General features: G+C 58.9%; 19 protein-coding genes and 1 pseudogene. 14 read left to right on the top strand and 6 right to left on the bottom strand.

Translation table 11 applies throughout. The annotated features are described in order from the left end of the window. Positions 1-11 precede the first annotated feature (11 nt). From JQ611_RS28170 to JQ611_RS28150, 5 genes are read right to left on the bottom strand one after another with little or no spacing between them, the layout of a single operon-like run. Positions 12-2,336 carry a xanthine dehydrogenase family protein molybdopterin-binding subunit gene (locus tag JQ611_RS28170; protein WP_212467250.1) on the bottom strand — a complete coding sequence of 775 codons (2,325 nt, stop codon included), beginning with the start codon at positions 2,334-2,336 and terminating at the stop codon, positions 12-14. A 23-nt stretch (positions 2,337-2,359) separates the two neighbouring features. Further along, positions 2,360-3,112: an ABC transporter ATP-binding protein gene (locus JQ611_RS28165; RefSeq protein WP_212467249.1), complete on the bottom strand. Its 753-nt coding sequence runs from the start codon at positions 3,110-3,112 to the stop codon at positions 2,360-2,362. Then, positions 3,105-4,862 carry an ABC transporter permease subunit gene (locus tag JQ611_RS28160; protein ID WP_212467248.1) on the bottom strand — a complete coding sequence of 586 codons (1,758 nt, stop codon included), beginning with the start codon at positions 4,860-4,862 and terminating at the stop codon, positions 3,105-3,107. The genes JQ611_RS28165 and JQ611_RS28160 overlap by 8 nt, the downstream gene beginning before the upstream one ends. Next, complete coding sequence (locus tag JQ611_RS28155; protein WP_212467247.1) at positions 4,859-5,731, bottom strand: branched-chain amino acid ABC transporter permease; 873 nt, start codon at positions 5,729-5,731, stop codon at positions 4,859-4,861. Before JQ611_RS28155 ends, JQ611_RS28160 begins: the two co-directional genes overlap by 4 nt. 16 nt (positions 5,732-5,747) lie before the next feature. After that, entirely contained in the window at positions 5,748-6,962 is a 1,215-nt protein-coding gene (locus JQ611_RS28150) for an amino acid ABC transporter substrate-binding protein (protein WP_212467246.1), read from the bottom strand. A 340-nt stretch (positions 6,963-7,302) separates the two neighbouring features. Here JQ611_RS28150 and JQ611_RS28145 point away from each other — a divergent pair, with 340 nt between their 5' ends. The 4 genes and pseudogenes from JQ611_RS28145 to JQ611_RS28130 all read left to right on the top strand — a co-directional run bounded on the left by JQ611_RS28145 (position 7,303) and on the right by JQ611_RS28130 (position 11,530). Beyond that, on the top strand, positions 7,303-8,436 hold the full coding sequence (locus JQ611_RS28145; protein ID WP_212467245.1) for an LLM class flavin-dependent oxidoreductase: 1,134 nt from the start codon (positions 7,303-7,305) through the stop codon (positions 8,434-8,436). A 171-nt stretch (positions 8,437-8,607) separates the two neighbouring features. Continuing rightward, the gene (locus JQ611_RS28140; RefSeq protein ID WP_212467244.1) at positions 8,608-9,549 is read left to right on the top strand and encodes an NAD(P)-dependent oxidoreductase; all 942 of its coding nucleotides are present in this window, start codon (positions 8,608-8,610) and stop codon (positions 9,547-9,549) included. A 255-nt stretch (positions 9,550-9,804) separates the two neighbouring features. Beyond that, the gene (locus JQ611_RS28135; RefSeq protein WP_249133507.1) at positions 9,805-10,587 is read left to right on the top strand and encodes an SDR family NAD(P)-dependent oxidoreductase; all 783 of its coding nucleotides are present in this window, start codon (positions 9,805-9,807) and stop codon (positions 10,585-10,587) included. Positions 10,588-10,880: 293 nt separating this feature from the next. Then, positions 10,881-11,530 (top strand): annotated as a pseudogene (locus JQ611_RS28130) (LysE family translocator). 249 nt (positions 11,531-11,779) lie between these two features. Here JQ611_RS28130 and JQ611_RS28125 read toward each other — a convergent pair. After that, a complete protein-coding gene (locus JQ611_RS28125) occupies positions 11,780-12,772 on the bottom strand; it encodes a LysR family transcriptional regulator (RefSeq protein WP_212467243.1) in 993 nt (330 codons plus the stop codon). Between the two features lie 120 nt (positions 12,773-12,892). On the opposite strand from JQ611_RS28125, the gene JQ611_RS28120 reads away from it, so the two are divergent. From JQ611_RS28120 to JQ611_RS43115, 10 genes are all read left to right on the top strand, one after another. Next, the gene (locus JQ611_RS28120) at positions 12,893-14,446 is read left to right on the top strand and encodes a bifunctional 3-(3-hydroxy-phenyl)propionate/3-hydroxycinnamic acid hydroxylase (RefSeq protein WP_212467242.1); all 1,554 of its coding nucleotides are present in this window, start codon (positions 12,893-12,895) and stop codon (positions 14,444-14,446) included. A 17-nt stretch (positions 14,447-14,463) separates the two neighbouring features. After that, positions 14,464-15,537, top strand: coding sequence for an alpha/beta hydrolase (locus JQ611_RS28115; RefSeq protein WP_212467241.1), 1,074 nt, complete (start codon positions 14,464-14,466; stop codon positions 15,535-15,537). Positions 15,538-15,555: 18 nt separating this feature from the next. Continuing rightward, entirely contained in the window at positions 15,556-16,803 is a 1,248-nt protein-coding gene (locus tag JQ611_RS28110) for an MFS transporter (protein ID WP_212467240.1), read from the top strand. A 33-nt stretch (positions 16,804-16,836) separates the two neighbouring features. Continuing rightward, a complete protein-coding gene (locus tag JQ611_RS28105) occupies positions 16,837-17,412 on the top strand; it encodes a VOC family protein (protein WP_212467239.1) in 576 nt (191 codons plus the stop codon). A 159-nt stretch (positions 17,413-17,571) separates the two neighbouring features. Continuing rightward, positions 17,572-17,751 carry a hypothetical protein gene (locus tag JQ611_RS43120; RefSeq protein ID WP_212467238.1) on the top strand — a complete coding sequence of 60 codons (180 nt, stop codon included), beginning with the start codon at positions 17,572-17,574 and terminating at the stop codon, positions 17,749-17,751. Then, positions 17,675-17,914 carry a hypothetical protein gene (locus JQ611_RS28095; RefSeq protein ID WP_212467291.1) on the top strand — a complete coding sequence of 80 codons (240 nt, stop codon included), beginning with the start codon at positions 17,675-17,677 and terminating at the stop codon, positions 17,912-17,914. Before JQ611_RS43120 ends, JQ611_RS28095 begins: the two co-directional genes overlap by 77 nt. 347 nt (positions 17,915-18,261) lie before the next feature. Continuing rightward, positions 18,262-18,384 (top strand): hypothetical protein, encoded by a 123-nt coding sequence (locus JQ611_RS42575; protein ID WP_283816784.1) that lies wholly within the window; start codon positions 18,262-18,264, stop codon positions 18,382-18,384. Positions 18,385-18,429: 45 nt separating this feature from the next. Beyond that, the gene (locus JQ611_RS28085; protein ID WP_212467237.1) at positions 18,430-20,526 is read left to right on the top strand and encodes a 3-hydroxyacyl-CoA dehydrogenase NAD-binding domain-containing protein; all 2,097 of its coding nucleotides are present in this window, start codon (positions 18,430-18,432) and stop codon (positions 20,524-20,526) included. A gap of 114 nt (positions 20,527-20,640) precedes the next feature. Next, positions 20,641-21,828 carry an acetyl-CoA C-acyltransferase gene (locus JQ611_RS28080; protein WP_212467236.1) on the top strand — a complete coding sequence of 396 codons (1,188 nt, stop codon included), beginning with the start codon at positions 20,641-20,643 and terminating at the stop codon, positions 21,826-21,828. A gap of 153 nt (positions 21,829-21,981) precedes the next feature. Beyond that, positions 21,982-22,209, top strand: a complete 228-nt coding sequence (locus JQ611_RS43115) for a hypothetical protein (protein ID WP_249133505.1) — start codon at positions 21,982-21,984, stop codon at positions 22,207-22,209. Positions 22,210-22,595 lie beyond the last annotated feature (386 nt).

Below are 22,595 nucleotides of genomic sequence, written 5' to 3'. Positions count from 1 at the left end.
TTTCCTCCGGATCATTGGTCGAGCGATGCGCGGTGAATCTCGGTCCATACCCGTTGCGGCGTCGCCGGCATGTCGAGATGATCGATTCCAAGGGGACGCAGAGCGTCTATGATCGCGTTCATTACTGCGGGTGGTGAGCCAATCGTTCCCGATTCTCCAACGCCCTTGACTCCGAGGGGATTGGTCGTACTAGGAACGCAACAAAACTCGTTCTTGATATCGCAGAAGTCGCTGGCGCGAGGCATGGCATAGTCCATGAAACTTCCTGACAAGAGCTGGCCGTCGTTCGGGTCGTAGACGATATGCTCGAGCAGCGCCTGACCGATGCCTTGAGCGATACCGCCGTGCACTTGGCCTTCGCATATCATTGGATTAAGTGGATTTCCAACATCGTCAACCACCGTATAACGGACGATTCTCGTTTCGCCCGTGGACGGATCGATTTCGACTTCACATACGTGGCATCCGTTGGGGTAGTTCGGAATATCTCCGGATGAGGTCCCGCTGCCATCAAGGCCAAGGCTAAACTCGAGCGGGAGCCCCACCTTGCTAAAGAAGGCTTTTGCCGTGTCAATCAAGGATATAGTTCTGTTTGTACCGAGCGCCAGAAAGTGGCCGCTTCTGAACTCAACTTCTTGACCCGAGGCATCGAGAATTTGTGCCGCCATGAGACGGGCCTTCTCGATAATCTGATCCGCAGCACGGCGGAGCGCGACTCCTCCAAGGAGCGCGGATCGAGCAGCATAAGTTCCGCGTCCAAATGGCACCTTGTCGGTATCGCCTTGCACAAACCGGATTGATTCAAACGGAATCCCAAGCCATTCGCTGACCATTTGCGTAAACACGGTCGCATGTCCCTGACCATGGGAATGCGTGCCTGCGAGAATGGTTACATTGCCGCCTGGATCGAAGCGAAGGTCCATTCGCTCGTTGAAGATGCCTGCGTGCTCAATATAATAGGCGATGGAACGTCCGCGCAACTTACCGCTCCGTCTTGAGTCCGTCAGTCTCTGGGCGTAGCTATGCCAGTCCGAGAGTTCGGCGCATCTATCCATCAGGCGCTCGAATTCGCCTGAATCATAGACCGACCCGGTTGCCGTCGCATATGGAAGCGCAAGCGCTGGAATGAGATTACGGCGTCGAATCTCGAGAGGCGACAATCCGATCTCGTGAGCCGCCCGGTCCAGCAGGCGTTCGATGACGTAATTTCCCTCGGGACGGCCGGCGCCCCGGTAGACATTTATGGGCGAGGTGTTGGTAAAAACCGCCCTCGTCGTCAGGTGCACAGTTTGGACATCGTATGCGCCCGGAGTGTAGCGCAACGAATACACAAGTGGTGCCACACCTGCCGCGACGATGTAGGCACCCACTCCATGCAATGCATGCGCTCTGATCGCGAGGATCTTTCCCTGCGCATCAAGCGCCAGTTCGGCTGTCACAACTTGATCGCGAGCATGATGATCGCTGAGCAACGCATCCGATCTGCTGGAAGTCCATCTTACCGGCCTACCGCACTTTGCCGAGCCCCAGAGAACCAGGATGTCCTCAGGATAGGCGTCGGACTTCAGACCAAACCCACCTCCTACGTCAGGAGAAATGACTCTTATTCTTGACTCGGTAACGCCTAGTATATTTGAAACTTGCTGACGAACCGCGTGCGGAGCCTGCGAACTCGTATACAATGTATAATCGTCGTCGGCGGCGTTGTAGTCGCCGATCGCTGCTCGGGTCTCCATTGGGTTGGCGGCTATTCGATTGTTTTCCAATCGAAGTCTGATCCGGTGTGCCGCGCGTTCGAATGTCGCGGCGGTCTTTTGTTCGTCGCCAATCTCCAGCGTGAAGGACACATTCCCTGGGCACTCATCCCAAACAGTCGGAGCGTCTATTCTAACGGCATCCTCGATCCGGATCACAGCAGGCAGGGGCTCGTATTCGACTGCTATCTCCTCGGCAGCGTCGCGCGCTTGCGACAAGGTTTCGGCGATCACCACTGCTACGCGATCGCCGAGGCACCGGACGCGATCGTAAGCGAGGATTGGACGTTGTGTGCGGAATCCTTTTGGACCGCCCATGTCTTCAGGCATAAAGAGAGGCGGCATGCCGGGGAATTGTGCATCTTTGGCGTCGTGGCCTGTCAAGATCTGAATGACGCCGGGCATGCTTTTCGCTACAGACGTGTCAACGCGCAGAATGCGGGCATTGGCGTGCGGCGAAAGCAGAACATAGGCCTGGCATTCCCGGGGTAGTCTCAAGTCATCAACGTAACGGCCACTTCCGGTCAGAAAGCGCTTGTCTTCCAGACGGCGAACCGGCTGACCAATTCCGAATGCACGCATGCTTGCTCCTCGCTGCGTCGAACTCATGCTTTAAGGGATGGGGCGCCGTGGGGGGTCTTGTCCAGCGGCTGAAAGCCCAGGTACGCGGCACAGACCGCAGGATCATCCCGCAAGTCCGCAGCGGTTCCGTGGCCGATAATGCGGCCGGTCTCGATGAGGTAGCCGCGGTCCGCAATCTTGAGGCTCATCCGAGCGTTTTGCTCCACGAGCAGAATTCCGATGCCGTTGCCTCGGATCCGTTGGAGCGCTCGGAACAATTCGCTGCACATGAGCGGGGAGAGACCAAGGGAAGGCTCGTCCAAGAGCAAGATATCGGGAGCTGACATCAGAGCCCGTCCAATGGCCACCATCTGTTGCTCGCCGCCACTCATTGTTCGTACGAGCTGCCTCAGACGCTCGCCAAGGCGCGGGAACAATTCCAAGACGATCGCAAGAGTCTGGTCCTCGGTATCTTTCGCTCGGCGGGCATAGGCGCCCAGCTGCAAATTCTCCCGAACGGTGAGGTCTGCAAACAGTCCGCGTCCTTCGGGCACCATCGCGACTCCTGTCCGCACAACCTGATGCGCCGCGATCGCCAGGAGATCGCGGTCGTTGTAACGAACGACGGCGCCCAGATCAGGACGAACCAGGCGGGCAATCGTCTTCAGCAGTGTCGTCTTGCCGGCTCCATTTGCGCCCAGGATCGTGACAATCTCACCCCGGGCGACTTCGACTGCCACGTCGGACAGCGCGATGTGCTTGTCGTATCGAACCGTCACGTTGGCGACCCTAAGCATCGAGATCGTCTCCTAAATAAGCTCGGATGACCTCGGGATCGGCCAGCACGTTAACAGGCGGCCCGTCGGCGATTTTCCGACCAGCATTCATGACGATACAATGGTCGCAAAGTGAGCGGACCGCATCCATCAGGTGCTCGACCATGATAATGGTCACGCCGGAGCGCCGCAATGTCTCGATAAGATCGATACCGACATGGAGCTCCGACGGGTTCAAGCCAGCGAGCCACTCATCCAGCAGAAGCAGGGACGGCTTGAGCGCGAGGGCACGCGCCAGTTCGAGCCGCTTTTGATCGATATAGGTGAGCTGATCGGCCCGCATCAATCGCTTATCTGCGAGGCCGACTTGCGCAAGAAGCCCCTCTACTTCTTGTCGTGCAGAGCGATTTCTGTCCCCCAGGCGAAAAGCCAGGCCGGCGTGGACGTTTTCCATGCAATTCATCGAACGAAAGACCCGAACAAGTTGAAAAGTGCGCGCAATTCCCAACCGGGCGATCTGGTGTGCCGGCAGGGTTTCGATCGACCGTCCATCGAGCTTGATCGTGCCAGCGCTTGGTCTGAGAGCTCCCGACATGAGGTTCAAGGCAGTTGTCTTGCCTGAGCCGTTGGGTCCGATCAGCCCAAGGATCTTTCCCTTGTGAACGGTCATGTTCAGTTGGTCGACCGCTACCAATCCACCGAATGTTCGGGTGAGGCCGTCGATCTTCAGCAGTGGAGAGCACTGGACGTCGATTGGCTTCTCGATTGGCGTCGTGGAGGGGGTGAACGTGGGGGTGAACGTGGACGGCGATGTTGGAGGTGATACGCTCGTCAGTTTGGCCTCCGGAGCATCCCGCACCAGGATGCCGGAAAGGCGTCCCGCCACGAAGCCGGATACACCGTGAGGCAGAAAGTACACAATGATGATGAACGTCAAGCCCAGAACGACGCTGAAGTAATTGGGAAAGGTCGCCGTCAGTACGTCGAAGAGAAGGACCAATGGAACAACGCCAAGCAGCGGGTCGAGAACCCGAGTTGTGCCACCCAACAAGGCCATGATGATTATCATGAAGGACATAGTTGGATTGAATGCGATCGTTGGATCGATGTAGGTCCAGCGGGCCGACATGACGGCACCGGTCAAACTCAGAAAGCACGCACTGATGACGAAGATGGTCAATTTGACCTGGGTAGTGTTCACACCCGAATGACGAGCTGCAACTTCGTCTTCGCCGATGAGGCGCACAGCGAACCCCAAACGAGAACGTGCAATCCACAATCCGACCACGATCACCAGCCCGAACAGGCAAACAAGTTGCCAATAAATCTGCTCTTGTGTGATATCGAGAAAGAGATATCGGCCAACCGACTTCGTAATGTTGACCTCATACCAGGTGACCAGTTGGCGGATCAGCTCGGAGAGGCCGAACGTGAATATGACGAAGTATATTCCGGACAACCGGAGTGTCGACAATCCGACGATCAACGCGATAACTGCGCCGACAATTCCGGAAGTCAGGAGAACGATCCACCAAGCGACGCTCTCTCCGATGACCGCGCCGGTATACGCCCCGATACCGAAAAACGCCGCGGTAGCGAGCGACACATAGCGTGTTGGCCCCGAAAACATCGCCCATGCGATGGCCAGTATTCCATAGCTGAGCAGGCTGATCGAAAGCGCGAGATGGTATCCACTGGCAAAAAACGGGACGGCGACGAGCAGCAGAGAGGCCAGACCAGTGATCAGAACTTTGGTGTGCAGAATGTTCATCGTGTTCGTCTCCCGAACAGCCCGGTCGGCCGGATCAAGAGGACGATCAAGAACAGAAGGAAGTTGACTGCGAGCGTGAGGCCGGGATCGAATAACGTGACAAATGCCTCTGCCAGTCCCAGAATTAGTCCCGCAACCAATGCCCCAAACACATTGCCAACTCCCCCCATGATGACAATGATGAGGGCTTTCAGCGTGAAGACCACGCCCATCACAGCATTAAATGTGATGAACATGCTGACCAGCATACCTGCTGCAGCAACCAATGCACCGCCCAGCGCAAAGGCGAACGCAGCTGCCAAGGCGACATTGATACCGACCAGTTGCGCAGCAATCGGGTCGACTGCTACGGCGCGTATGGCCGTTCCTGACCGTGTCCGCGTCAGCACCAGCGAGAGAATACAGGCAATACCCACTGCAAAAGCGCAGGCGACGAGTTTATTCAGAGCGACAGTGCTGCCGGCGATCGTAATCGGAATGGAAAGGTAGGTGTAGCTATAGTACTGACCGCCGAAAACAATGAGCAACACTCCTTGCACTACAAACAGCAGTCCAAATGTTACCAGAATGCTATCCACTTCAAGGGCAGCCTGATCCTTCGCCCTGTGCAGGAGAGGAACCAGCATCAGTTGGAACAACAGCCAGTTGATGGCGAAGGCGATGGGGAGCGCCGCTAACAAGCCGAAGACCGGGTTCACCGAAAATCCCGAGAACAGGACGTAGGCGCCAAACGCCGCAGCGATGAGGAACTCGCCATACGAGAGATTCATGATACGCGCCACACCGTATTGGAGCGTCAGCCCCAATGCGATGAGTGCGTAGATTCCGCCGAGCACGAGCCCGGTCAGCAGCGCGTCTAAGAAAAACATTTTGCGGCGCGTTACGTCACGGCTTCCAGACCGGCTTCGGAATCACTACTCCGCGCACACCGGAGAGCCGAAGAGGTGCGATCCCGTAGAATTCCCCGTCCTGCCACTGACCGACGCCCCAAGCGTCCGAATAGATGCCGTCCTTGAGCTTGACCTTGCCGATAATCGTCTCAAAGGTGCCGGATTGAAGTTCCTTGGTGATCGCCTCACGATCGATCTTGCCGACCCGTTCGATGGCCTGCTGCAGAGACTGCAAACTGGCATAGACGATGGAGCTTGCCCACCTGTCGGGCTCTCGACCATGAACTTCCAGATGTCGCTTCAGGTATGCCTTCAAGGCAGGCGAATCGGCATTCCATCCACCGGCGCCCATGATTCCCTCGGCATTTGCTCCGAATTTTTGTTTGAAAGCAGGAAAGGCGGCGCCGACGCCGACCATGAACACCTTGGGATTGAAGCTGAGAAGCTTGGCCTGTTCTGTAATGCCGAACGAATCGGTGGGATAACTATATGCGATGAACACGTCAGGATTCGTCCTGATCACCTCGTTCATGACCGGTTGCATGTCCTGTGTTCCGGCCGGGTATGCGCGGTCATAGACCAACTCGAAGCCTGCCTTCTTCAGGGCTTCCCGGCCCGCATTGGCGAGTTCGATGCCGAACTGGTCGGAAACGCTGATCATCGCCACCCTTGGTCCGATCTTGCCGTCCTTGCGAGCCTGCGTGAGCACCTCGATGCCTGAATTTGAGACATGAGCGGAAGTACCGCTCCAGAACGAAGCGTTTGGCCACCGCTTGGCGAGTTCGACGATTCGATCGGAAACCACCGTCACCGCAACCTGCGGGTAGCCCAACCGATGGAAAGTGGGACCCACAGCAAGATTGAGAGCCGTACCCCACGGCGCCAGGATGAGATCGACCTTGTCCTGCGTCGCCAGGCGCTCGACGGCTCTGACGGCCTCTTCCGAATTGCTACGATCATCGTATTCGACGATCTCGATTGGCAGCTTTTTCCCATTCAGCGCGATCCCGCCGGACTCGTTTACGTCCTTCACCCAGAGCTGGTAGTTTGGAAGAACGGTCACACTGGCGCCCGCCGTATAGGGGCCTGTTTTGGAGATTGCCCAGCCGATTTTGATCGACGTGCGGTCCTGGGCCAAGGATACCGAGGGCGACGTAGCGAGCGCCAACGCAAATCCGAACGCCGCCAGTCCAGTCAACGCTCTTATCATCTGTTCCTCCCCCTCCGTTTTGCTCGGGCGGCCGTTTTCCCTTGCCCGGAGCATTTGTAGCTCTCTGGGGGCCGCACGGTGCCCGCGAAAACACAATTTCCTTTGTTTCGCGGTGCTGATGCATCGGACCATACGGGCCGGCGGCACAGCCGGTCCTCATCGCACAACGATCAAACGTTCATCGGAAATGAGGGTATCGGCGTAGGCCGCGGCGCCCTTATGATTCTGTCGACCGGATGCCATCCAGGCCGCATGATCGATATTATTCCCACTCCACCAGCCTGACGGCCCGGCCAAATGCGATCACAAGCAAAAACACGATCGCGCAGGGGAGGGTTCGATGGCCTCGGTGAGAGTGCTAACTAGCAACAACCGGCATTCGAACCCCGTCTTCAACGGCCGCAAACTCAAGCTTGGCACATTCCAGTCAAACCTCGACAGCGGATGCGTGATGTCGGCGCTCGATGGGCGTCTCGAAATCACGTGGCCAAACACTGTGACCCTTGCGAAGCTAGCGGACGAAATGGAGTTCGAAGCCATTGTGCCCGTCGCGCGCTGGCGTGGATTCGACGGCGCAAACAATCCGCAAGGCGCCGGGTTCGAAACCTATACCTGGGCGACCGGAATCGCGGCATCAACAACTAAAGCAGGGATTGTGGCGACGTCACATTGCTCGCTCAATCATCCAATTGTTGCCGCCAAACAATCAACCGTCATCGATCATGTCTCTGGCGGCCGCTTCACGCTCAATATTGTCACTGGCTGGAACAAGCCGGAAATCGACATGTTCGGCGTCGACATCCTCGAACATGACGAGCGCTACAACGTAGCTGAAGAGTGGCTCCATATTGTCAAGCGGCTCTGGACGGAGCACGATGATTTCGATCACGAGGGAAAGTACTACCGGATCAAAAAGGGCTATCTGCAGCCCAAGCCTCTGCAAGGGCCGCACCCGGCGATTATGAACGCAGGTGGATCGGAGCGCGGTCGCCACTTTGCAGCAAAATACTGCGATATCGTTTACACCGTGCTCACATCCAAGGATTTCGATGAATGCCGGAGGCATATCGACTCATACCGCAAGCTTGCGCGCGATGAATACAATCGTGAGATCAGCGTCTGGAGCCTTGCTTACATCGTTCAGGGCGAGACGGAGAAAGAGGCACGTGATTTCTACAACTACTATGTGCATGAAAAGGGTGATTGGTCGGCCGCGGAGAACGTTATCGCGACTTTGGGGGTAACCGCCAAGACAATTCCACCCGCACGGATGCAAGCGATGAAGGAGCACTTCGTTGCTGGATGGAGTGGGTATCCGCTGATCGGAACGAAGGACCAGATCGTGGATGGTTTGAACGCGTTATCCGGCATTGGCCTCGATGGTGTGCTGCTTTCGTGGCCGCGGTACATCGAACAGATGCGGGAGTTCAAAGATGTGACTTATCCGTTACTCAAACAAGCGGGGCTTCGCTGACGCCGTGATCGCGCACATCGATAACACGCTGGCGTCAAAACCCGTCTGCGACAGGGGCATTGTCGACTCTTGCGGGACGCTGCAGCGTCCATCGAACTCGAGAAATTGCGCGGTGAACGACCTGGCACAGTGGTGCGCACTTGCGAATTCACTCAAGAGCGAGGCCCGTCAATGAAGATTGGCCTAGTCGGACTCGGCCGGATGGGAGAGGCGATCGCGCAGCGCCTGGTGGAGACGGGCTGCCAGATTGTTGCGTTCGATCGAGATCTGGATCGGTGTAAAGCCGTCAAGTCGAGTACCATAGATATCGCGACGAATGCCCGGACGGTCGCGGAGTCCAGCGACATCGTCATTTCCATCGTTTCGGACGATGACGGCGTACGCTCCTTGTTCCTAGGTAGTGATGGCTTCCTGCAGACCGATATCGCTGGAAAGCTATTCATCGAAATGAGTACGATCCGACCGATGACAAGCGTGCAACTCGCAGCGACAGTTGTGGAACGCCGTGCCGGCTTGATAGATGCTCCAGTGCTGGGGTCCGTGCCGTCCGTACGCAAGGGAAGCCTTCTGGCGCTCGTAGGCGGATCGACGCCGCATGTAGATCAGTCGCGGCAGGTCCTAGGCCGCTTAACAAGAAAGATCATGCATCTCGGGGGTAGCGGCAGCGGAAATGCCTTAAAATTGGCGGTCAATCTCACGATGGCGGCGTACCTGCAGTCCATCGCTGAAGCATTGGCGCTCGGACGACGATACGATCTCAGCATCGATACGATGTTGGAAGTCCTGTCGGAAGCGCCGACGGCTAATCCGTGGTTGGCCAGCAAATTGAACGTGCTTAAGGGTGGTAGCGCAGACATCACGCTCGATGTCCAGACGCTTAGGAAAGATGTTATGTGCGCGGTGGCCGCCGGAGCGCTGGCGGGAGTCCCGATGCCTGGGGGTGCCGGCGTGCTAAGCGCTCTGTCCGCTGCGGTGGCGCATGGCTGGGGTTCGCGCGATCTCGGCGAATTGCCGCGCTTTTTTCGTGAGTTCACGTTGCAGGGCGAGCCTGACGAGCAAGATAGGAGCAGAGATGGACCATTGCTGGAGGTGGACGATGGCGCGGCACGGTGAGCGACGACGAGTTCATTTTCGGCGCCCCAGATCAAGTTGCAGACTGAATCATCGGACAGTGCGCGAGGACGGACGCACAACATTTTCTATCTGACCTGCACCGGGGCGCGAGACTCGATGTGTTCCACGATCAGACCATGTGGGCGCTGCATGTGCGCGAGGGTTACCGCTCGTTATGGTCTCCTAAACGAAGCGGCATGCGCACGTCGGTCAAACTCGAGAAAGTTGAAGCCAGTTGTCTGGGCATTAGGGTCAATGGATGAAAAGCAGGAGAGCTTCGTGGGTTCTGTAGAAGGCAAGGTCTGTATCGTCACGGGCGGCGCAGGTAGCATAGGTTTGGCCAGCGTACGGGCGCTTCTCGCGGAGGGCGCGAAGGTCATGTTGGTAGACTGCAAGGAAGCGGAGCTAAAGCGGGCGGTTGAGGATATCTCCGGAAGTTCGGTCGACTTCGCCGTCGCCGACGTTACGAAAGCCGAGCAGGTCCGAAACTACGTCGCCAGAACGGTCGATCGCTTTGGTAAGATCGACGTGCTTTTCAGCAATGCTGGCAATGACGGACCTTTGATGCCGATAACGGAATATCCCGAAGATCTCTTCGATTCGATCATCGCAACGCATATCAGAGGTGGCTTTCTCGCCTGCAAATATGTGATCCCACAGATGAACGATGGAGGGAGCATCATTTTGACATCAAGCATCGTCGGGGTGAAAGGCGTTCCGGGCAATTGCTCCTATGTTGCCGCCAAACATGGCCTCATGGGGTTGATGCGATGCGTTGCCAGGGAAGTCGCGCCACGCGGAATTCGGGTCAACACGGTGAACCCAGGGCCAATCGACAACGAGTTCATGAGAACGGCGGAACGCAGCATGAGTCAGCTTCTTGGACGCGAAGCCGGGCAATTCTTCGACGATCAGATTCCGCTTGGACGACATGGAAAGCCCGACGAAGTGGCGCAGGCGGTGGTATTTCTGGCTTCGAATGCAAGCAGCTACGTGAGCGGCTCGGCCTTAATGGTGGACGGAGCTTTTTGTGCCTAGGCGGACGCGACGCAACGGTGGCCTGTTTGGTCCGTCTGCGTCGTCGTCGCGCTTCACAACCAATAAAGGGGTATAGCACGATGGGCTGACGGGTCATCGATCCTGACGCCGAATTGGCGCTATTGCGAGAAGCGTGCGCGATATATGACAGCATCGCCCTCCCGGTCAATGCGATTAGCGAGAAGGGGACGACAAGCGCTTTATCAGGTTTGCTTGTTTAGTTCCTCGCCGGCGCCCGACAGTGCCGCATATCCGTCTTGGCGCAGGGCCCGTGATAATATACGTGGTTAGTCATGCCAGACCTTGCTCAACTCGCGCTTTATTTCGCTGCAGCTTTATTGCTCGCCATCACACCTGGTCCGGGCATATTCTATGTTGCAGCGCGGACCCTGGCTGGGGGCGTGCGGAAGGTGTGGCCTCCAGCTTTGGCACCGGATTGGGCGGCTTGGTTCATGTCCTTGCGGGCAGCCTGGGTGTTTCCGCCATCGTACTCGCAAGCGCGGAACTGTTCACCGCACTGAAGCTGATCGGGGCTACCTATCTAGTTTGGCTCGGCCTTCGCACCCTCCTGTCCGCCCGGCGGGACGCGTCGACAAGTTTGAATGGAGGATCCGCAGCACCGTCTATCGGGCCGAGGCGGGCGTTTCGTGAAGGAGTGCTGGTCGAGGCGCTGAACCCGAAGACGGCGGCATTCTTCCTTGCCTTCATTCCGCAGTTCGTGGACCCGGCCGCAGGTCACGTGGCGCTGCAATTCGTGGTGCTTGGCTTCGTGTCGGTTGCGCTTAACACCCTCGCCGATATCGTGGTCGCTTTTGCGGCGAGCGGCATCCGGGAAGGCGCAGCAGCCCGTCCTACGCTAATCCGCCGCCTACGAGAGGGGTCGGGGGCAGCGATGATCGCGTTAGGCATCTGTCTCGTTCTGGCGAAGCGTCCTTCTAACTGATCGTTGGGTTACGCTGCTCTTACGACTGTCAAGGCCGGGGCCGTTCACGTCGAAAGCAACGAGCTGTCATGAGCTGATCGAGTCTGCGTGGTTGGACCCTACCCCGTGGCCACGACATCAACGCTTGATCGTGCGCGTCGTCAGAACTGTGACACCGATACTTCCGCAGTCACGGTTCAGGCAACGAGGCGACAGAATGGGGTTTGAGCGCATTGGCCGGCGCATTGTCCCGCCGTCGTTTCACGGTGGTTAGGGCTTAGTTTTGGTTGACGAGCCACTTATCGGCCGCGGCATGGTCTCGCGACGGTGGCGACCTCGCGCTGCCTTCGGCGGAGACCTCATGTGGGCTGCTTCCTGCAGCATGATGTCCCGGATCCAAATGCTTGCCTGATCATTGTTGTGAAGGGCAGGCCATTGAACCGCCTCAGTAAAGGCGGGAAGTGGCAGCGGAAGGTCGATGATCCGCAGCGGCGTCGTCGCTGCAAGTTGTGCTGCGAGCCTTGAGTGCATCGTCGCAATTCGCTCCGTGCCCAACAGAAACGACGGGATCATACTGAAGCTGGGCACGGCAACCTCGATCCGCCTCTTGTGACCATGCTCGAGCAAGAGCCATTCCTCGATCGACGGCTTCCGTGTGCGCCCGAACTGAGCCGCAACGTGCCCCATCGACATGTATCGCTCGAAAGTGAGCTTCCGTGAAAGCTTCGGGTTCGTTCTGCAGCCCACGCACACGAGCGTTTCGTCGAAAAGGCTTGCTTTGGGATGTGCGCTGGACATGAACATTTCCAGAAAGATCAGAAAGTCAACTTCGCCGCGCCTAAGCGGCTCGTCCGGCTGATCGTCGAACTGCAGCAGCTCGAACGTGATGCCGGGAGCTTCCCGCGCGACACGCTCGACAACCTTTCTGAAAAACACCAGTGCCATGAAATCCGACAGGATGATCCTGAAGCGGCGATCCGATTTGGCAGGGTTGAACGTTTCCCGGGACGCGATGGAGAGCTGGATGTGCAGCAGGGCCTCGCGAGTTGGAGCGGCAAGGGATTCGGCGAGAGGTGTTGGAACGAGCTCGCGACCCCTCATCGTAAATAGGTCATCGTGAAAATAGGTGCGCAGCCGTGCGACGGCAGCGCTCATTGCGGGTTGGCTCAGATTGATGCTGCGTGACGCCGCGGTGAGGCTGCGCTCGGTCATCAGCGCATCGAGCGCGACAAGGAGATTTAGATCGAGCCCTTTGAAACGCATGTCTTGCATCCATGGTATGGATAGGATCCATAAAAACAATCGATTTTGCCAATGTCAAGGATTGTCACAAGCTCCAAAAAAATCAGGGGAGGACATTTCGTGGCACCGACTGATTTCGATGTGGCAATCATCGGCTACGGCCCGACGGGTCTCACCGCGGCCTCGCTGCTGGGGCAGCTCGGGCACCGCGTGGTGGTCATCGAGCGTTGGCCAACGCTCTACGGCCTGCCGCGACTAACCCATATCGACGGCGAGACGGCGCGGCTGCTCAGCTTTGCCTGCGATATTGACGAGGCTCTGCGAGATTCCTCACCGATCGAGTCGTACATTTTTTACAACGCGAAGGGCAGGCCGCTCGTAGACGTGGGCAAAGTTCCGAGCCTGCCGATGGGTTTCCCGGCGCATATCTCGATCCACCAGCCTGACATCGAAGCAGCGATCGATCGCCGGGTGCGCACGCTGACAAATGTTGTCATCCACCAAGGTACAGAGCTCACAGGCTTGAAAAGCACTGCCGGCACGATCGAGCTCGCAATGAAGAGGGACGGCCGTGTCGAAACACTGCGGTCAAGCTACGTGTTCGGCGCTGACGGCGCCCGCAGTTTCGTCCGCTCGGCGCTCGGCATCGAGCGTGATGACAACGGTTTCAACGAGCGCTGGCTCAACATCGACGGCGAGCGAAAGCGCTCCATGGCGTCGAGTTTCGAGGAGACCAAACAATACTGCGATCCGGCCAGGGGACATATGTTCCTGCCGATCGGCAAGAACCGGCAGCGATTTGAGTTCGCGCTTCTGAAGCATGAAGACACAGCGGAAATGGAGAGGCCGGAGAGTGCTTGGAAGATACTGAGGCACTATCATGGGGTCGGGCCCGACGACATCGAAATCATACGGCAACTCGTCTACACGTTTGAATGCCGGATGGCGCAGAACTGGGGCAGGGGGCGGGCCTTCCTCGGCGGCGATGCCGCCCATACCATGCCTCCATATATGGGGCAGGGCGCCTGCTCTGGAATTCGCGATGCCGCCAACATCGCCTGGAAGTTCGACCTTGTTCTGCGCGGCGCTGCATCTGCGGACATCCTCGACAGTTACGAGCTGGAACGCCGCCCGCACGTCGACAACATCATGCGTGCCGCGACAATGCTCGGCAAGGTGGCGAACACCCACAGCCGCGCTGTCGCCTTCATTCGCGACCTCGCCTTCCGCTTCAACCTGGTGCCGTCGCTTCCGCCATTCCCCGCTTTCGCGGCAGGCGTAATCCAGAATGACCGCAGCGGCGAGGCCGGCAAAGTAGTCGGCTCGGTGCCACCACAGGGGCAAGTCAGCATCGGCGGCCGGACGGGCCGGCTCGACGGCCACGTCGGCTACCGCTTCGCGCTGATCGCCGAGAACAATCCAGCCGCGGTGCTCGATCCAACACGCATCGGATTCCTGAGGGACCTCGGTTGCCGGCTATTCACGCTCGCCGACAACGCCGGCCCGGGTGTCGAGCGCATCGTCGACACAGGAGGAGTCTATTCTAATTACCTCGCCGAGAAGCACGTCGCCGCACTGCTCACACGTCCGGACATCAACCTGTTCGGTTTCGCCCCCGGTATGGCCGATCTGCCGCGTCTCGTGGACGAACTGCGGCAGAAGCTCGGCTGGCGCAAGTCGGCATTGGCCGTTTGATGCGCGAGGCTTTGCACATGAATCTCAGCGAAGATCAGCTCAAGCAGATTGATGCACTGTGCCGCGCTATGCCGATCACACGCATGGTGGACTACGGCATGAGCCGCGAGGCGGCGGAGCTGACCCACCGAATTGTCCGTGAGGGCAGGGCCTGGGACATCGTCCTGGAGGAGTTGGCGCAACAGCAGGAAGCGAAGGCGCATGACGAACAAGAATCTGCGGCCGCACGTGAACTCTGGCACGCGGCGGCCGCGAGCCTGATCTTCGCGCAGATGGCGTTCAACGCAGACGGCGAGCGGAAGCGCAACCTCTACCGGAAAATGACTCGATGCTTCACCCGCTTTGCTGCGTTCTCGGAGTTTCCTGTGTCGCGCATCGAAATGCCGTACCGGCGCGGTAGGCTGTTCGGTTGGCACTTCCATACGAACGCTGCCGCGGTCGCGGGAAGCGTGATCGTATTCGGTGGCATGAGTGGGTGGTCGACCGCCTATCGTTCGATGGCGGAGGCGGCCTGCCGGCGCGGCCTCGACTGTTTGCTGGTGGACGGTCCCGGGCAAGGCGACAGCCGGCTGGAAGGCGGGATTCGAGCTGATACCGACCTGACGTCCGGTTTCAGCCGTTTCGTCGATTGGATTCAGGAACGCACGCCTGGCCGGCGCATCGGGCTCTGGGGAAACAGCTATGGCGGCTTGCTCGCCGCGCTCACCGCTACGCGTGATCGTCGCATAGAGGCGTGCTGTATCAATGGCGGGCCGATGCTGACGCAGTTGCCGCCATTCCGCACGGCCCAGGAACAATTTTCCGCGATGTTCGGCGAATCGGATCCGGCGGCGCTCACCGCGATTCTGTCCGCGCTTGCGTTCGACAGCCAACACGCGCCGCTGGTTTGCCCCACCCTCGTGCTTGAGGGCGGTGCGGACCCGCTGGTGCCGCCCGGCGCGCAACGTGGCTTTCTTGTCGGCAATAGCCACCCACTGTCGCGTGTCGAGACGTGGCTGGACGGGGAGCACACCATCTACAACCACTCCGCCGAACGCAACGCACTGACGACGGCGTGGTTTGCCGAGGCGCTCGCGACATCAGCACGATAATGCACAGGGGGAAACACAATGGTTAAGTCGCGCATCTTCAGCTACGAGAATACCGTGATGGTGCTATTGGCGCTGGCATTCGGTTTTGTCTTCTTTGATCGGCTAGCGCTCAACTTTCTCGCCCCGTTCATCGTTCCCGAACTGCATCTCACCAACACCCAACTTGGCGCATTGGCGGCGGCCCTGGGATTGACATGGGCGGTCTCCGGCTATGTCGTCGGCGCGCTGTCTGACTATCTCGGTAACAGAAAAGTCCTGCTGGTCGCCGCGATCATCGTGTTTTCTGCCTGCTCAGTGATTTCCGGCTTGGCAAATTCTTTCCTGGTGCTCCTGGGCGCGCGCATGATCATGGGGATCGCTGAAGGACCCGTTCTTCCGATCGCACAGTCAATTATGGTGGCCGAATCCTCCGAACATCGGCGGGGATTCAACATGGGAGTGATCCAGAATTTTGTGACTTCGATCCTGAATGGCTTTGTTGCTCCGCTTGCCCTTGTCGCTATCGCCACTGCTTACGGGTGGCGGAATGCGTTCTTTCTTGCCGGAGTTCCCGGATTCATCGTCGCTGTTCTCATCATACTTTTGATCAGAGAGCCGAAATCCGTAGCGCCTGTGCGGCAGGAAAGCGCTTCTGGAAAGTCCATCGGACTGAAAAAGATGCTGAGTTATCGCAACATTTGGATTTGCGCGATCATCAGCGGCCTGATGGTTGGGTGGGTGTTAATCCACATGACTTTCCTGCCAATCTATCTCGTACAAGCCCGTGGCTTGACGCCGGGCGAGATGAGCGTCGTGATGGCCACGACCGGCGTTTCGTCTGCGATTTCCGCGCTGTTGGTGCCCGCGTTATCCGATTATTTCGGCAGGCGCCCCGTTCTAGCGCTCTTCTCGTTTGTGGGTGTGATTGCACCGGTTACAGCGGTGCTTTTCGACGGCTCCCTGCCGGTAATGTGCTTGTTGTTGGGCGTCGGCTTTTTCGCGATTGGCAGCACGGTGCTGTTCATGGCGACCGTACCTTCGGAGACGATCCCGCCGGCCCATGTAGCGACAGCACTTGGTTTCATTATGGGGGTGGGTGAGATAGTTGGAGGGTTCGGGGGACCTGGTCTCGCCGGCATCGCGGCGGACATACTTGGCCCTTCGACGCCTTTCTGGATGGCGGCTGGAGCCTGCACCATAGCGGGTGGGTTGGCCTTTCTCCTCGACGAGACCGCGCCGCGCGTCGTCGGACGGACGAAGCCGTTGGAAGCTGCGTCTGCGACATGAGCAAGGCGTTCCAAAAGCGCAAGGAGAGCCGATGTGAAGACGAACGATTCGATTGGGGGAGTGGGAGAATCGGTCATCGTGAGCGGTGAAGAGCTCATCCAGATTGCTTTCTCCGTTCCTGATCTTGCCGCCGCTATGGATTGGTGGACCGATGCGATCGGTATTGGGCCATGGTTTGTCCTTGACCGGATCGGGCGCGATCGCTCGACATACCGCGGCCGGCCGGGCGATGCCGAGTTCACCATCGCAGTGGCCCTCTCGGGCACATTGATGATTGAGCTTATCCAAGCGCTCGATGACAAGCCCTCCGTATATAAAGAGGCGCGAGAACGGCGCGGACATGGCTTCCATCACGTGGGCAAGTTCCGGCCCGACGTGAAGCAACTGGCCGAAGCTTATGAAGCGGAAGGCCAGTCGATCGTCTTTCAGGCGCCAGCGCCTGGCGGTGGAGACGTCTTCTTTATCGACCGTGGAGAGGGCGGACCAGGATTCATCGAGCTGATCGACGACAATGAATCGACGCGGAAACTGTCTGATGCGATGCGGCGAGCATCGGTGGGCTGGAAAGGTGAACGGCCAATCCGCAGTTTCGCAGAGTTGTTGAGTTAGGCCGCTGTCGCGCGGCAGCAACGAAAAGACAGTTGGTGGCCATTGGGAAATGACCACGCAGATAGAGGATGAAGGTCCATGAGTTATTCTATGTGACCGGACGATCGATAGTGGTGAACCGGCGGCGCCTCTGGCATCGGGCTCGGCATCGCAAGGGCGTTGGCTGAAAACGGTGCGCGCGTAACGATTGCGGACGTTCATACCAACGCGCTGGAAAAGGCACTTCCGCTTTTAGGAGGCAACGCAGCCGCCGAATACCTAGATGTCGTCGATCGCACGGCGGTCGAGCGCGTTTTCGATGCGATCGATCGCAATCCATCGGATCGGCGCTCAAGATAGCCGAGGCACGCGTGTCGATGGCATCGAAGACAGCGTCGTTTTTGATGAACAGAAGACCATCGATCTCCATTATCGCCACGTGCTGATAAAGCAAAAATTGAATGCCGCCGATTTTATGGATAGATCGCTCTCTGCCATCTTTGATGGCGCCTCGGACCCATAGTCATCAATCTTGAGATTGTCATGTTGTGATGGTCGTTACTCAAGCCGTGGGCCCAGCGAGGTTTCTCTTTGTAGACGACGATCTTCTGATCGCCGGCAGTACTGTCGATCTGCTGAAAGACCTCGTAAATTAGGTGATCGAAGCGCACTCCGCCATGCCAAACGGCGCCATCAGCGTGGCCGCTCCTGCATCCCCCCTTGGCCGCTTCGGCCCTCTTCGTCGAGCAGCGTTCCGCGCATGCTGGTCCCCTCGACATGACGAATAAGGGCTCAAGCATGTCCAGCTCCACGGCCCATTGCACGAATAACTGCGCTACCGGCTTAGCGGCGCACCACGGAGACAGCACTATGGCCGAGGTGCGGATCTTTTCCTACTTGCCCAATCCTCGTGTTTGGAAGGCGGTCATCGCCGCGCGCATCGGCGGCGTCGCGTTGGAGGTGCGGGCGCCGCGGGCGCCGAAGTGGTGTTAAATTCCCCAGTGCGAAATACGAGCCGAGAAAGCTGCGGAGGGTATTGTGAGTGAAGTCGTCAAGCTTGATCGTCATGACATCATTGCCATCGTCACGGTCAATAGCCCTCCCGTCAACGCACTGAGTGCCGCCGTTCGAGGCGGCATTTTTGACTGCGTAAAGAGTGCCCTGGCCGACCCGGAAGTAAAAGCCATCGTCCTGACGTGTGGTGGCCGCACCTTTATCGCCGGCGCTGACATTACCGAATTCGGCAAGCCGCCGAAGCCTCCAGGCCTCCACGAGGTGCTGATCGAACTGGAGAACAGTCCAAAGCCCGTCATTGCCGCTATTCATGGCACCGCGCTCGGCGGCGGGCTCGAAGTTGCGCTCGCTTGTCATTTCCGCGTGGCGACCAAGGAAGCAAGGCTCGGTTTGCCCGAGGTTAAGCTTGGCCTGCTGCCCGGCGCGGGCGGTACGCAGCGCCTGCCGCGCGCGGTCGGTCCCGAACTGGCGGTCAAGATGATCGTCGGCGGCGATCCGATCAGCGCAGCGGACGCGCTCAAGAATGGCCTGATCGAAGAAATCGTCGAAGGCCCGGCGTCGGGGGCCGAGGCGTTTGCCCGCAAGGTGCTGGCGGAGAAACGGCCGCTGCGCAAGCTGCGCGACGACGACAGCAAGCTTGCAGCCGCGAAGGCCGACCGCTCGATCTTCACCAACGCCGTCTCGGCGCTGACCAAGAAGGCGCGCGGATTGGAAGCACCGTTTGCCGCTGCCGATGCGATCGGCGCCGCGATCGATTTTCCGTTCGAGGAAGGCTTGAAGAAAGAACGCGAGGGTTTCCTCAAATTGATGGCCGGCGACCAGTCGAAGGCGCAGCGTTACACCTTCTTCGCCGAGCGTGAGGCCGCCAAGGTCGCCGGCGTTCCCGAGGAAACCAAGGGACGTCCGGTCGAGAGCGTTGCCATCATCGGTGCTGGTACCATGGGCGGCGGCATCGCGATGTCATTCGCCAATGCCGGGATTCCGGTGACGCTGATCGAAACCAGCGACGAGCAGCTCAAGCGCGGCATGGGAGTGATGCAAAAGAATTACGAGGCGACCGCTGCGCGCGGCGGTATTGCGGCCGATGCGCCGGCCAAGCGGATGGGCCTGATCAAGGGCGTCGTGGGGCTTGAAAACGTCAAGGACGCTGATCTGATTATCGAAGCCGTGTTCGAGACCATGGCGATCAAGAAAGAAGTCTTCACCGCGCTCGACAAATACGCCAAGCCGGGCGCCGTGCTTGCGTCCAACACCTCCTATCTCAACATCGACGAAATCGCCAAAGTCACAAAGCGTCCCCAGGACGTGCTGGGCATGCACTTCTTCAGCCCGGCGAATGTGATGAAACTGTGCGAGATCGTGCGGGCGAACAAGACCGCGCCGGACGCGCTGATGACGGCGGTCGCGGTTGCCCGGCGGATTGCCAAGGTACCGGCGGTAGTCGGTGTCTGCGACGGCTTCGTCGGCAATCGAATGCTGGCCCAACGCGGCAAGCAGGCCGAGCAATTATTGTTCGAGGGCGCCTTGCCGCAGCAGGTCGATGCGGTCGTGACAAAGTTCGGCATGCCGATGGGCCCGTTTGCGATGGGCGATCTCGCCGGCCTCGATATCGGCTGGCGCTCGCGCAAGGATCGCGGCATCAAGTCGGAAATCGACGACGCGCTGTGTGAAGCCGGCCGGTTCGGCCAGAAGACCGGCAATGGCTATTACAAATACGAGGCGGGTTCGCGCGCGCCGCTGCCAGATCCGGAAGTCGAGAAGCTGATCGATGAGACACTGCAACGCCTCGGCCGCAAACGCCGTACGGTCGGCGACGACGAAATTCTCGAACGCATGATGTATCCGATGATCAACGAAGGCGCGCGGATTCTCGAGGAGCATGTCGCGGCGCGCCCGAGCGACATCGATGTGATCTGGCTCTATGGCTATGGTTGGCCGGTCTATCGCGGTGGCCCGATGTTCTATGCCGACCAGGTCGGCCTCAAGCATATCGCAGACCGGCTGTCGTTCTATGCCAAGGAGACCAACGATTCCAGCCTAGAACCCGCGCCGCTGCTGAAACGGTTGGCGGTCGAGGGCAAGACCTTTGCGTCGCTGGCGCAGGCATCGAAGGCGGCTTGATGCGCCGGCCCGCGCATCACACATCATTTCCGGATATGTTGTGACACATCGGCGATGCGTTGCACCGTTACCGAGGGCGCTGAAATAAAGCCATTACAAAACAGGAGGTCGTTCATGACCGACGCAGTTATCGTTTCTACCGCCCGCACGCCGATCGGCAAGGCCTATCGCGGCGCACTCAACGCAACCGAGGGGGCTACGCTGCTCGGCCACGCGATCGGCCAGGCCGTCGCGCGCGCCAAGCTCGATCCGAAAGAAATCGAAGACGTGGTGATGGGCTGCGCCCTGCAGCAGGGAACCACCGGCACAAACATCGCCCGCAAGGCGCTGCTCCGCGCGGGCCTTCCGGTCACGACGGCCGGCACCACCATCGATCGCCAGTGCGCCTCCGGCCTGCAGGCGATCGCGCTTGCGGCACGTTCGGTGCTGTTCGATGGGGTCGAGATCGCGGTCGGCGGCGGCGGTGAATCGATCAGCCTGGTCCAGAACGAGCACGCCAACCAGTTTCACGCGGTTGACCCGGAACTGGTCGCGATCAAGAAAGACGTCTACATGCCGATGCTCGACACCGCCGAAACCGTGGCCAAGCGTTACGGTATCTCGCGCGAGCGTCAGGACGAATACTCTCTCGAAAGCCAGCGCCGCACCGCCTCCGCGCAGCAGGGCGGAAAGTTCAACGACGAACTGGCGCCGATCACCACCAAGATGGGCGTTGCCGACAAGGCGACCGGACAGGTTGCCTTCAAGGAAGTCACACTGTCGAAGGACGAGGGGCCGCGTCCAGAGACCACGGCCGAAGGTCTTGCGGGCCTCAAGGCCGTGCGCGGCGAGGGTTTTACCATCACCGCCGGCAATGCCAGCCAGCTTTCCGACGGTGCCAGCGCCACCGTCATCATGACAGACAAGTTGGCGGCGCAGAAGGGCCTCAAGCCGCTTGGTATCTTCCGCGGCTTCGTTTCCGCCGGCTGCGAGCCGGACGAAATGGGCATCGGACCGGTATTCGCGGTACCGCGCCTGCTCAAGCGGCACGGCCTCAAGATCGACGACATCGATCTGTGGGAATTGAACGAAGCCTTCGCGGTGCAGGTGCTGTACTGCCGCGACAAGCTCGGGATCGATCCGGAAAAACTCAACGTCAATGGCGGCGCGATTTCTGTCGGCCATCCCTACGGTATGTCAGGCGCGCGGCTCACTGGTCATGCGTTGATCGAGGGCCGCCGCCGCAAGGCCAAATATGCTGTGGTGACCATGTGCGTCGGCGGTGGCATGGGTTCTGCCGGCCTGTTTGAGATTGTTCAATAAAAGATAACACATCGTCGTCCCCGCGAGGGCGGGGACCCTCGGGTCGAGGACCTACGTTTTTTGCACTATGGTTGATGCTTTTGCGATCCATCAACGTCAGGGTTATCGGAGACGACGTAGGGAACGACTTTCATTCGTTCACAGGAGGATCCGATGGATCTCAGCTTCAGCAAAGAAGAAGTTGCGTTCCGCGACGAAGTGCGGAAGTTCTACAAGGACCACGTGCCGGCCTCGACACGTCAGAAGCTGCAGGAGGATCGACATCTCGGCAAGGACGAGATGGTGGCGAAGTGCTTGACATTGCAAAGCTATCAATGGAGCAAGTCGTCGAGAGAGGCATCAGCATTGTTCCAGAGGGACGTAGGCTGTTTCCGCGGTTGACAGTCGAAGACAACCTATTGCTTGGAGCATATCGCGGCGCGGCGAGAGCTAAGATTGCCAAAAATATGGAGTACTTATCTTGGAGTGGGAACGAGAGCCTTAAGCCAAGAGTCATTGGCGGCCTCCCCCGGCCGTCCCCTCGGTCGGGCCACACAGCCGGACGTCGCTCCGCGCAACTGCGAGGTTATCGTCCTTTCCGCCTTCGGCCGGCCGGAACCGCAGTACACCGGTTCCGATGAAGTCCGTGGGATGGATCGAGCACGCTTTACGGCGCGTGGATCGACCTGTTTTGCGGGTCAATCTACGACCGCTTCTGGCGCGCAAAGCGGTCATTCGACGAGATCGCGACGCCTGCGCTATGGAAAGGCCACGCCACGGCAGGGTCT

The organism is Bradyrhizobium sp. AUGA SZCCT0182 (assembly GCF_018130185.1).
GTDB lineage: Bacteria > Pseudomonadota > Alphaproteobacteria > Rhizobiales > Xanthobacteraceae > Bradyrhizobium.
Note: the sequence above shows the minus strand (reverse complement) of the source record. Positions and strands in the feature narration are given on the sequence as shown.

Excerpts from the sequence above, each read along its gene's own strand:
- JQ611_RS28170 (WP_212467250.1), bottom strand. The coding sequence starts at position 2,336 with ATGCGTGCATTCGGAATTGGTCAGCCGGTTCGCCGTCTGGAAGACAAG.
- JQ611_RS28165 (WP_212467249.1), bottom strand. The coding sequence starts at position 3,112 with ATGCTTAGGGTCGCCAACGTGACGGTTCGATACGACAAGCACATCGCG.
- JQ611_RS28160 (WP_212467248.1), bottom strand. The coding sequence starts at position 4,862 with ATGAACATTCTGCACACCAAAGTTCTGATCACTGGTCTGGCCTCTCTG.
- JQ611_RS28155 (WP_212467247.1), bottom strand. The coding sequence starts at position 5,731 with ATGTTTTTCTTAGACGCGCTGCTGACCGGGCTCGTGCTCGGCGGAATC.
- JQ611_RS28150 (WP_212467246.1), bottom strand. The coding sequence starts at position 6,962 with ATGATAAGAGCGTTGACTGGACTGGCGGCGTTCGGATTTGCGTTGGCG.
- JQ611_RS28145 (WP_212467245.1), top strand. The coding sequence starts at position 7,303 with ATGGCCTCGGTGAGAGTGCTAACTAGCAACAACCGGCATTCGAACCCC.
- JQ611_RS28140 (WP_212467244.1), top strand. The coding sequence starts at position 8,608 with ATGAAGATTGGCCTAGTCGGACTCGGCCGGATGGGAGAGGCGATCGCG.
- JQ611_RS28135 (WP_249133507.1), top strand. The coding sequence starts at position 9,805 with ATGGATGAAAAGCAGGAGAGCTTCGTGGGTTCTGTAGAAGGCAAGGTC.
- JQ611_RS28125 (WP_212467243.1), bottom strand. The coding sequence starts at position 12,772 with ATGCGTTTCAAAGGGCTCGATCTAAATCTCCTTGTCGCGCTCGATGCG.
- JQ611_RS28115 (WP_212467241.1), top strand. The coding sequence starts at position 14,464 with ATGAATCTCAGCGAAGATCAGCTCAAGCAGATTGATGCACTGTGCCGC.
- JQ611_RS28110 (WP_212467240.1), top strand. The coding sequence starts at position 15,556 with ATGGTTAAGTCGCGCATCTTCAGCTACGAGAATACCGTGATGGTGCTA.
- JQ611_RS28095 (WP_212467291.1), top strand. The coding sequence starts at position 17,675 with ATGTCGTCGATCGCACGGCGGTCGAGCGCGTTTTCGATGCGATCGATC.
- JQ611_RS42575 (WP_283816784.1), top strand. The coding sequence starts at position 18,262 with ATGGCCGAGGTGCGGATCTTTTCCTACTTGCCCAATCCTCGTGTTTGG.
- JQ611_RS28080 (WP_212467236.1), top strand. The coding sequence starts at position 20,641 with ATGACCGACGCAGTTATCGTTTCTACCGCCCGCACGCCGATCGGCAAG.
- JQ611_RS43115 (WP_249133505.1), top strand. The coding sequence starts at position 21,982 with ATGGATCTCAGCTTCAGCAAAGAAGAAGTTGCGTTCCGCGACGAAGTG.